9 protein-coding genes are annotated in these 10,447 nt (G+C 63.0%); 3 read left to right on the top strand and 6 right to left on the bottom strand.

Annotated elements, in window-relative coordinates; genetic code table 11:
• Positions 1-143 precede the first annotated feature (143 nt).
• The gene (gene ilvD, locus Q0L57_RS30320) at positions 144-1,988 is read right to left on the bottom strand and encodes a dihydroxy-acid dehydratase (RefSeq protein WP_296746771.1); all 1,845 of its coding nucleotides are present in this window, start codon (positions 1,986-1,988) and stop codon (positions 144-146) included.
• 187 nt (positions 1,989-2,175) lie between these two features.
• Between ilvD and Q0L57_RS30315 the strand changes: the two genes are divergently transcribed.
• The 3 genes from Q0L57_RS30315 to Q0L57_RS30305 all read left to right on the top strand — a co-directional run bounded on the left by Q0L57_RS30315 (position 2,176) and on the right by Q0L57_RS30305 (position 3,657).
• A complete protein-coding gene (locus Q0L57_RS30315; protein ID WP_296746770.1) occupies positions 2,176-2,520 on the top strand; it encodes a metalloregulator ArsR/SmtB family transcription factor in 345 nt (114 codons plus the stop codon).
• A 106-nt stretch (positions 2,521-2,626) separates the two neighbouring features.
• Positions 2,627-3,154 carry an SRPBCC family protein gene (locus Q0L57_RS30310; protein WP_296746769.1) on the top strand — a complete coding sequence of 176 codons (528 nt, stop codon included), beginning with the start codon at positions 2,627-2,629 and terminating at the stop codon, positions 3,152-3,154.
• 32 nt (positions 3,155-3,186) lie between these two features.
• Complete coding sequence (locus Q0L57_RS30305; RefSeq protein ID WP_296746768.1) at positions 3,187-3,657, top strand: VOC family protein; 471 nt, start codon at positions 3,187-3,189, stop codon at positions 3,655-3,657.
• A 35-nt stretch (positions 3,658-3,692) separates the two neighbouring features.
• Here Q0L57_RS30305 and Q0L57_RS30300 read toward each other — a convergent pair whose 3' ends face one another.
• From Q0L57_RS30300 to Q0L57_RS30280, 5 genes are all read right to left on the bottom strand, one after another.
• Positions 3,693-5,207 (bottom strand): glycosyltransferase, encoded by a 1,515-nt coding sequence (locus Q0L57_RS30300; RefSeq protein ID WP_296746772.1) that lies wholly within the window; start codon positions 5,205-5,207, stop codon positions 3,693-3,695.
• 2 nt (positions 5,208-5,209) lie between these two features.
• Complete coding sequence (locus Q0L57_RS30295) at positions 5,210-6,706, bottom strand: glycosyltransferase (protein ID WP_296746767.1); 1,497 nt, start codon at positions 6,704-6,706, stop codon at positions 5,210-5,212.
• Between the two features lie 181 nt (positions 6,707-6,887).
• The gene (locus Q0L57_RS30290; RefSeq protein ID WP_296746766.1) at positions 6,888-7,514 is read right to left on the bottom strand and encodes a class I SAM-dependent methyltransferase; all 627 of its coding nucleotides are present in this window, start codon (positions 7,512-7,514) and stop codon (positions 6,888-6,890) included.
• Positions 7,515-7,704: 190 nt separating this feature from the next.
• Positions 7,705-8,679, bottom strand: a complete 975-nt coding sequence (locus Q0L57_RS30285) for a GDP-mannose 4,6-dehydratase (RefSeq protein WP_296746765.1) — start codon at positions 8,677-8,679, stop codon at positions 7,705-7,707.
• Positions 8,680-8,854: 175 nt separating this feature from the next.
• Positions 8,855-10,447, bottom strand: coding sequence for a peptide chain release factor 3 (locus Q0L57_RS30280; protein ID WP_296746764.1), 1,593 nt, complete (start codon positions 10,445-10,447; stop codon positions 8,855-8,857).

Here is a 10,447-nt window from a genome sequence, read left to right as displayed (position 1 = left end):
TGTGGGAGAAGGTGGATCGGCGCGCAGCGCCGAGACGGATGAGGGGTGTTCCAGCAAAGTGAGGCGTTGGCGTTCCCTGGAACACCCCTCATCCGCCGCCTTCGGCGACACCTTCTCCCACAAGGGGAGAAGGGAAAACCGCGCTATTCCGGCACTTTCCGGACGGCGCCCTTGTCGGCGCTGGTGGCGAAGGCGGCGTAGGCGCGCAGCGCGGTCGTCACCTTGCGCTTGCGCTTTTCCGCCGGCTTCCATGCGTCCGCACCCTTCGCCGCCATCGCGGCGCGGCGCGCGGCCAACTCGGATTCGCTGACGGCCAGATGAATCTTGCGGTTGGGAATGTCGATCTCGATCGTATCGCCTTCCTGGACCATGCCGATCAGCCCGCCCTCGGCTGCTTCCGGCGAGACGTGGCCGATCGACAGGCCCGATGTGCCGCCGGAGAAGCGGCCGTCGGTGACGAGCGCGCAGGCTTTGCCGAGCCCCTTCGACTTCAGGTAGCTGGTCGGGTAGAGCATCTCCTGCATGCCCGGGCCACCGCGCGGCCCCTCGTAGCGGATGACGACGATGTCGCCCGCCTTGATCTCGTTGCCGAGGATCGCCTTGACGGACGCGTCCTGGCTCTCGAAGACGCGGGCCGGGCCGGTGAATTTCAGGATCGATTCGTCGACCCCGGCGGTCTTCACGATGCAGCCGTCGAGCGCCAGATTGCCTTTCAGCACGGCGAGCCCGCCATCCTTGGAGAAAGGCGTTTTGGCCGATCGGATAACGCCGGTCTCGCGGTTCGTGTCGAGGTCGTCCCAGCGGCGGTCCTGGCTGAAAGCGACCTGGGTCGGAACGCCACCAGGCGCGGCCAGGAAGAAATCCCTGACATTCTGGCTGGAGGTGCGCGAAATATCCCAATGGTCGAGCGCCTCGCCAAGCGTGGCGGTGTGCACGGTCGGCAGGTCGCGATTGATCAAGCCGGCCTCGTCCAGCTGGCCGAGAATGGCCATGATGCCGCCGGCGCGGTGGACATCTTCCATGTGCACGTCGGACTTCGCCGGCGCCACCTTGCAGAGCACCGGCACCTTGCGCGACAGCCGGTCGATATCTTCCATGGTGAAGTCGACCTCACCCTCGTGGGCAGCGGCCAGGATGTGCAGCACGGTGTTGGTCGAGCCGCCCATGGCGATGTCGAGCGCCATGGCGTTCTCGAAGGCGCCCTTGGAGGCGATGCTGCGCGGCAAAGCGCTTTCGTCGTCCTGCTCGTAATAGCGCTGGGCGAGATCGACCACGAGATGGCCGGCCTCTACGAAGAGGCGCTTGCGATCGGCATGGGTGGCAAGTGTCGACCCGTTGCCCGGCAACGACAGGCCGAGCGCCTCGGTCAGGCAGTTCATCGAGTTCGCCGTGAACATGCCCGAGCATGAGCCGCAGGTCGGGCAGGCCGAGCGCTCGATCACCTTGACGTCCTCGTCGGAGATGCGATCGTCGGCGGCCGCCACCATGGCGTCGACCAGATCGAGCGCCTGCGTCTTGCCGGCGAGCACAACCTTGCCGGCCTCCATCGGCCCGCCCGAGACGAAGACGGTCGGGATGTTGAGCCGCAGCGAGGCCATCAGCATGCCGGGGGTGATCTTGTCGCAATTCGAGATACAGACCATGGCGTCTGCGCAATGCGCGTTGACCATGTATTCAACGGAATCCGCGATCAGTTCGCGCGACGGCAGCGAGTAGAGCATGCCGTCATGGCCCATGGCGATGCCATCGTCGACGGCGATCGTGTTGAATTCCTTGGCGACGCCGCCAGCCTTCTCGATCTCGCGCGCCACCAGCTGGCCGAGGTCCTTCAGGTGCACGTGGCCCGGCACGAACTGGGTGAAAGAGTTGACCACCGCGATGATCGGCTTGCCGAAATCCGAGTCCTTCATGCCGGTGGCGCGCCACAGGCCGCGGGCGCCGGCCATGTTGCGGCCATGGGTGGTGGTGCGGGAACGATAGGCAGGCATCGGATTGTCCTTGCTGGCTGGCCGCGCCCAACATGGCGCGGCGGCGCTGAACTTTAGTCGGCAGCGGTTATAGCGGCCACAGTCCGGCCTTGCCACAGTTTTGCGCTGCTCCAGCCGACACTTCGGGTTGACCGGCTCTGCTCAATCATATATAGCCAAATGGGTATATACCTTATTGGCTATATAAATGGACCAACTCAACGCCACCTTTGCCGCACTCTCCGACCCGACACGACGGGCGATCCTTGCACGGCTCATGGAAGGCGAGGCCTCGGTCATGGAATTGGCCGAGCCGTTCGCCATGAGCCAGCCGTCGATCTCGAAGCATCTCAAGGTGCTGGAGAATGCCGGGCTGATCTCGCGCGGCCGCGACGCGCAGCGCAGGCCCTGCCGGCTGGAAGCCAAGCCGCTGGCCGAAGCCACGGAATGGCTGGAGCGCTACCGGAAGATCTGGGAGGGCAACTTCCAGCGGCTGGATGCGCTGCTCGGTGCCCTACAGGCAGAAAAGAATTTGGGCGAGCAGGATCAATAGTCCGAGCGGGTCGTTCAACCCCCGGGGCTACAGAAAGAATCTTGACCGGTGTCGGGCCGCAAGCCGCGGCAGCGTCCTTTGAAAAGTCGGACACAGGAGGATCACCATGAGCACCACGAGACTGCCAGGCTCAACCGTCGCAACCTTGACGGTGACGACGCCCAGCGATCGCGAGGTCCGTATCACTCGCCTCTTCGACGCGCCGTGCGCGATCGTATTCGATTGCTGGACCGTCCCGGAACTCCTGAAGGGCTGGCTGCACGGCCCGGAGGGCTGGCGGCTGGAGACCTGCAAGATAGACCTCAGGGTCGGCGGCGCGGCGCGCTATGTCTGGCGGCACCGCGAGGGGCAGGTCATGGGCATGAGCGCCACCTACCGCGAGATCGTCCGGCCCAGCCTGATCGCCGCCACCGAGTTGTTCGACGAAGACTGGACCGGCGGCGAGACGCTGGGAACCGTGACCTTCACTGAAACCAGCGGCAAGACGCTGCTGACGCAAACGATCCGCTATGCGTCGCATGCCGCCAGGGAGGCGGCCCTCGCCACCGGAATGACCTCCGGCATGGCCGACAGCTACGCGCAGTTGGACACCTATCTTGCCTCCAGCCGCGACGCCTCCAGAGGCGCCGCCTGATCCTTTCACGACAAAGTACCAAGGAGAATGAGATGCAAAAGATCACCACCTTCCTGTGGTTTGACGGCCAGGCCGAAGACGCTATGAACCACTACGTCTCCATCTTCAGGAATTCGAAGGTCTCGAGCGTGACGCGCTGGCCGAAGGGCCATGCTCTCGAAGGCCAGGTACTGGTCGCCTCGTTCGAGCTCGACGGCGTGCAGTTCCAGGCGCTCAACGGCGGCCCGCAATACAAGTTCACCGAGGCGATGTCGCTGTCGATCGACTGCAAGACGCAGGAGGAGGTCGACCATTTCTGGACCAGGCTTACCGAAGGTGGCGGTGAACCCGGCCCCTGCGGCTGGCTGAAGGACAAATTCGGCGTTTCCTGGCAGGTCGTGCCGGAACAGCTGCCGCGCCTGCTCCAGGATCCGGATAGAGCAAAGGCCGGCCGCGTCATGGATGCCATGATGAAGATGGGCAAGATCGAGATCGGGAAGCTGGAAGCCGCGGCGAGAGGGTAGTCCACCCCTGGGCTCGACTCGGCCCGCCCTGCGGGCTATGGCTTTCCGGCCATCGCCGACAACCCGGCCCGCGGCCGGATCAGCCCACGCTCTCCAAGGATTTGCGCAATGCGCTGGCCCACAGCTGCCAGTGAGTGTTGTTGCTCGAGAAGGGCAAAGCCTCGGCTGGCGCGTGCCTCCGCCTCCGCGGACGAAGCATAGATCGCCCGTAGGGCCTCGGCCGCTGCGCCCGCGTCCGCCGTCGCCCAGACCTGGCCCTTGGTCTGCACATACTCGCCGCGCCGGACCGGCTCCAAGGCATAGGCAATTGGATAGCCCGTCTGTTCGTTAATGAAATCGGTCGTGCCGCCATAGTCGGTGGCGACCACCGCCTTGCCGGCCGCAAGCGCCTCGGCGGCGCCAAAGCCGAAACCCTCGGACCTGTGCAAGGAGATGAAAGCGTCGCATCCCTGCATCAGCGCATCCACGCCCGCGCGATCAAGCGTTCGGTCAACAATCTGGATGCGATCATCTTTTGCGGCGATCTCGCCAAGCCACTGCCGGAGCCCCTCGTCGCGTTCGCCGCGCGTTTTGACGATGAGTTCGACGTCTCGTTGGGTCGTGGGGAATGCGGCGCAAAAGGCGTTGACCGCCGCCTGCGGGTTCTTGCGGGTGACGAAGGAGTCGTAGTCGAGATAAGTGAAGAACCGCAGCGACGTTCGGCCCGATCGCGGCGGCGGGCATTCGGAAGGAAGCCGCACCGGCTGCGGCACATACTGCAAGGTCATGCCCGAAACTTCTGCAAGGGCGGAAGCGACAAACCTGGAAGGCGCCCACAGCTCGTCAAAGTCACGGATCCCGGCATGCCACTCCCGTGGAATTCGTCCGAGCTCCCAAAAGGGAAACAGGACGTTCAGTCGACCGGGCGCGATCTCCTGGCGATAGTGATCGATAGCAGCTAGACCGGTGACGATCACCTGAGCCTTTCGATCGACAGCCGGGTTGCATTTGCTGGCGAATTCGGTGTCGTTTTCGCGCCCCGGCAAAGACAAAGCCCGGCAGGACACCGGAAGGCGTACGGCATCGCACGCGTAGACGATGTTTCGCGCCGCTTGCCCCAATCCGATTTCGGAACGCAGATATCCAGTGACGCAAAGGCCGTCGTCCAGATTTCGGGGCAGCCGAACCGAGCGGCGCTCGGCCAGCTTCATCCTGATCACTCTGAAATTCGGATCGTCGAAACCGTTGCGCAGCAGGTACGACATCGGATTGTCGACCCCGGGGCGGAAGCCCGGCATAACGGTGGCGTAACTTTCAATCTCGACGCCGTTGGCCGGCCTTCGTTTCTCCCGCCAGCCGTCGCTCATATAATGCACGAACGGATCGATGCCGCTCGCGGCAACGTCACCATACGTGGCCATGTACCAGTCGGCATCGAACACGCCAGCGAGCTCAGCAAGCGCACGAAGGTGGCGCTGCTCCCACTCTATACCCAACACTTCCCGCATTTGCCGTTGCCGCAAAACCATGCGCCGAAGGCGCCGCGCGACCTTCCCGGCAAGAACCTTCATCTTCACGAAATGCCTGCCCCGCTGGTCCACGGAAACCGAGCTTGTGGCCGGTCGCCCATATCGAGGTGCGGATTGCAGAAAGGATCGTGATTGAAAGTGTCGCTCCATCGCTCGGCGATCACACGCATACCCGCCATGCGCATGCGCTCCACCTCCGGTGTCACAGCGGTGCCGCGTGTCGAGGACTCGCGATGGATGATCCCCTCAGTCGGCACCACAATGACCCGATGGCCCATCGCGCGAACGCGAAGGCAATAGTCGACATCATTGTATTCGACCGGCAGATTGACCTCGTCAAACCCGCCCACCTCATTAAAAACAGATCGTCGCGTGGCAATGATGGCGCCCGTGACGGCCTGGTAGTTACGCACGGTGCGCAAGGCATTGAGATAGCCCTCCGCATGTCCCGACGCGCCGCGCAACACATGCTGCGCCAAGACCGGGTGCATCGCGCTCACGCCGGATCGCAAGACCATCCCGGCATGCTGGACCGTGCCGTCCGGGTACAAAAGGCGCGCACCCACGACGCCGACTTCCGGCCGAACCGCATGGGCAATCATGACCTCCACCTCGCGGGGGTCCGTGATCTCGACGTCGTTGTTGAGCAGGAGCACCACGTCGGCGCTGGAGGCCGCGACGCCAAGGTTGACCATTCTGGAGAAATTGAACCGACCATCGACCTTGACGATGCGGGCGCCGTGCTTTTCCTGGAGCTCGGCATAGAGCGCCAATGTCGCGAGCTCGGTGCTCGAATGGTCCACGATCACCAGTTCAAGCGTCGGGTATTCGAGGAACTTCAAGAAGCTCACGCAACGCTGCAGAAGCTCGGCCTGGTCACGGCTGGGAATCACGATCGCCACCGAAGGAGGCGGCGATGTACCGACGACACCGACCGCAGCCGCGGATGGACGCGGCATTGCGGCGGAGAGACTCATGACCGGTTCGGTCAGATGACCGACAGCAAATGGCCTTCCGGCGAGGCCGCGCAACCAGCCATGAAAGGAGACCGCGCGTTCAGCCGAACGCCGGTCAAGGACGAGTTTCCGCGAAGCCATGAAGGCCGTGTCGATGTAATCCATCGCCGCAATCAGGTCGGGATCCCATCCTGGCAGGAAACAGGGCTGCTCGGCCGCCGTGCCGGTACCGCGGCCATGATCGCAGACGATCAGATCAGGCGGCTGCATTCCCGAGGAAGGCGAAAGCATCCCATTCAACAGGGCAAAACCATCTGGATCGAAGACCGTGCCCGCCGCTGCGAAGACGAGATGGCTGCCGCGCCACAAATGGTCAGCCTTGGGGTCCGACAAGACGTCCAGCGGGTCGAGCGCCGGCTCCGCGAACAACCCGCGTAAGCTCGTGAAATCCGCAAGGCCTGGCAACTCCGCCTCTTGGACACCGGCGACCACGACTTCGATGTTGCGATAGACCTGACCGAGCAAGGATGAGAGGGTTCGCGCCAACGCGCCAGCGTTTGCCGGCGAGGCATCATAGATGAACACCGTGATCAGATGGTTCCAGGCGCGCTGCTCGCCGGTCCACGCCATCCTTGAGGCCAACCTGGACCGGCGCCAGGCGCCGTAGCCTGCCAGAGGGGCTTCATCTCCCCTCTCGCTCATGCCGCCATCTCCAAAGCGGCAGGCGCGTGCTCGTCAATCTGTTCAAGTTTCCGATCGCGGACCATCAGAGCTTTTCCAGAACGACCATGTCTTGATAGTCCAGCGCGCCGCGCGGGATGTACTGACGGACGCGTAGGAATTTCGACCAGTGGTCGAAAATGTAGCGAACGCTGTGAAACGCGGAGTGGTAGAAGTCCGGGAAATCGGCGCCCCAGTCATCGTCCTTGGTGTAGAAAAGTCCACGCCCGTAGTAAACGTCCGTGACCTGCTTGCGGACGGGCGAGTCCGCAGGAATTCCGCCCGAGAACTGGTCGAAGGCATGCTGACCGTGCACCGTCAGCGTGACCACGCCGCCCGGACGCAGCACCCGTGCCAGTTCCGCCAGCCAGGCATCCTGGTATTCTTCGTCCAGATGCGACATTACGCTGTGATTGAAGATCAAGTCGAACGATCCGTCCGGATAGGGTAACGGCGGCTTGCCCTTCGTCAGGCTCGTTTCGATCCAAGGCATGTTCGACGAAATCCACTCGATTGCTTCCGCATCGATTTCGTTTCCGTAGAGCTTGCGCGGCAAGGCCGGCACGGGCAGATGCCGCAGGATGCGGCCGCAGCCACATCCCCACTCGAGGATATCGTTGAAATCCTCGTATGATTTCTGGATGGATGCCAAGGCCCGGTCCAGATCGCCCAAGGACCTCTTGCCTGACTCCACGAACCAGTTGCCCGCGTCCGTGCCGGCAACCCTATAGCGCAGTCTCGGCGGAGGCAGTTGAATAGCCGAAGCGCCGCTCGGCCTGTCGGTTGGCTCGCCTGCCTCTTCCGGCTCCAGACGTGGAGGGGTGGCTTCTGGTGTCAAGAGATCTTCCGTTTTGCCTGGCGCATCACTGCGCTTCCGCAATGCCTTGGCCAGGCTGTAGGAAGCTGACCGCACTCCGCTGAAATTCCAGAACATCCGACAAGGTCCGCTGCAACGTGTACTGTGGCTTCCAGTCAAGCATCTGCCGGCATCGCGTCGGATTGCCATAAGAGATCGACAAATCTAGTTTACGCAAGCGGGCGGGATCAATCTCGATTGCGATCGGTTTGTGGGACAGAGCGACGAGACCGTCGAGCATGGTCCGTATTTTCACAGGTTGACCTGAACAAACATTGAGGACGGTCCCCGCGGGAATGTCCTTTGCCTTGAGAACCGTCCGCGCATAGGCATCCGCCACGTCGCGCACGTCCAGAAAGTCGCGCTCCGCCTCCAGGTCGCCGACATGTATGACCGGCGGCTGGCCCTGCTCTATTCGCGCAATCTGGGCCGCGAAACTCGGAACGACGAACATCTCGGACTGGCGGGGTCCCGTGTGATTGAACGATCGCATCCGTATGACCCGCAGTCCGCGCGTGGCCAGCGCGCCAAGCGCAATATCCGCGGCGGCTTTCGTCGCTCCATATTCGTTGATTGGCGCGACAGGAGATTCTTCAGTCCGACGTTCATGGCTGTCGCCATAGACGTGACCGGAACTTGCGAAGATGAATGAGGCGTCCCCGGCAAAATCGAGAACGGCCCTCGCACAGTTCAATGTGCCCAGCACGTTGGTGCGCCATGCCGCGTTTGCGTCGGCAGCAGCGGTTGGAATCTGGCTTACGGCGGCCAGATGGATGAAATGATCCGGGTGAAAGTCCGAGACTGTCTTGCTCACTGCCGCCGCATCGTTGACGTCGACAAGCCGCACCTCGTCTACGCCAGGGCATCTGACGGCGCGGTGATGCGTCCCGAGAATAACCACGGACGAGCCGAAAGCGTTCCTGAGAGCTTCGATGACGTACGGCGCTACAAACCCGCCACATCCCGTGATCAGGATCTTCATCGCAAGTCGGATGCCCAGCCTTGTTGGAACCGAACGAATATCCGCCCTCGAACCGGCGGGATCGGAGCCAGATTGATAATCATATTGTCCGACCTAGTCACCGCCCAGTGGTTTTAAAGCCGGAACTTAAATTGGCGTATCAATATGCGAGGTGATGAGACGTTTTCCACGACCCTCACGCCACCTTGTCGCGGACCTGGTAGTCCTTGACGGTGGCGAAGCGGATCGCTTTCCAGCGTTCGGCTTCGTAGTTGAGCGAAAAGGCGTGCTGGGCGAGGAAGACCGGATCGTTGTCGAGGTCGCGCGCGATGTCGCCGCGATGCCCTTCGATGAAGCGCTGCACTTCCGCCTTGTCGTCGGCGGAGATCCAGCGGCAGACGGAAAAGCGCGACATTTCGAAATCCACGGGCAACGTGTACTCGATGTTCAGCCGTTCCTTCAAAACGTCGAGCTGCAGCGCGCCGACCACGCCGACGATCGCGGGTGAACCGTCCTCCGGCGAAAAGAGCTGAACGACGCCCTCCTCGGCCATCTGGTGCAGCGCCTCCTTGAGTTTCTTGGCCTTCATGGCGTCGCCGAGGCGAACGCGGCGCAGGATTTCCGGCGCGAAGTTCGGCACGCCGCGGAACAGGATCTCCTCACCCTCGGTCAGCGTGTCGCCGATGCGCAGCGTGCCGTGATTTGGGATGCCGACGACATCGCCGGCAAAAGCCTCGTCGGCGGTGACACGGGTGCGGGCGAAGAAGAACTGCGGGGCGGACAAGGACATCGGCTTGCCGGTGCGCACCAGCTTGGCCTTCATGCCGCGCTGCAAGGTGCCGGAGCAGACGCGGACGAAGGCGATGCGGTCGCGGTGGTTGGGGTCCATGTTGGCCTGGATCTTGAAGACGAAGGAGGTCATCTTCTCCTCCGTCGCCTCGACCGTCCGCGTGTCGGCTTCCTGTGCGCGCGGCGGCGGCCCGTAGTCGCCGAGGGCCTCGATCAGGTCACGCACGCCGTAATTGCGCAGCGCCGAGCCGAAATAGACCGGCGTCAGATGACCCTCGCGGAAGGCCTCGATATCAAGGGGACGGCAGGCCTCGCGCGCGAGCTCCAGTTCCTCGATGAAGGCTTCGCGCTCATTGTCCGGCAGGAGGCCCGCGACGCGGTTAGAGTCCGGGCCATTGACCTGTGTGCGTTCCTTCTCGTCATCGCTCCTGCGCACGGCGTTCTGCGCCAGGTGGTAGGTGCCGGAAAAGGTCTTGCCGCGGCCGATCGGCCAGGTAACCGGCGCGGTGTCGAGCGCCAGCTTCTGCTCGATCTCGTCGAGGATCTCGAACGGATCGCGGCTTTCGCGGTCCATCTTGTTGACGAAGGTGATGATCGGGATATCGCGCAGCCGGCAGACCTCGAACAGCTTCAGCGTGCGCGGCTCGATGCCCTTGGCGGCGTCGATGACCATGACGGCCGAGTCGACCGCCGACAGCGTGCGATAGGTGTCGTCGGCGAAGTCCTCGTGACCGGGCGTATCGAGCAGGTTGAAGACGTTGTCGCCGTACTCGAAGGTCATCACCGAGGTGACGACCGAGATGCCGCGCTCGCGCTCGATCTTCATCCAGTCGGAGCGCGTCTGGATACGATCCTTCTTGGCCTTCACCTCGCCGGCGAGCTGGATGGCGCCGCCGAACAGAAGCAGCTTTTCGGTCAGCGTGGTCTTGCCGGCGTCGGGGTGCGCGATGATCGCGAACGTGCGGCGGCGCGCAACCTCTTCAGGTATCGTTTCGGGCAT

The sequence above is a fragment of the Mesorhizobium sp. genome (assembly GCF_024509055.1).
Lineage (GTDB): Bacteria > Pseudomonadota > Alphaproteobacteria > Rhizobiales > Rhizobiaceae > Mesorhizobium.
This window is presented reverse-complemented; position numbering and strand designations above follow the sequence as displayed.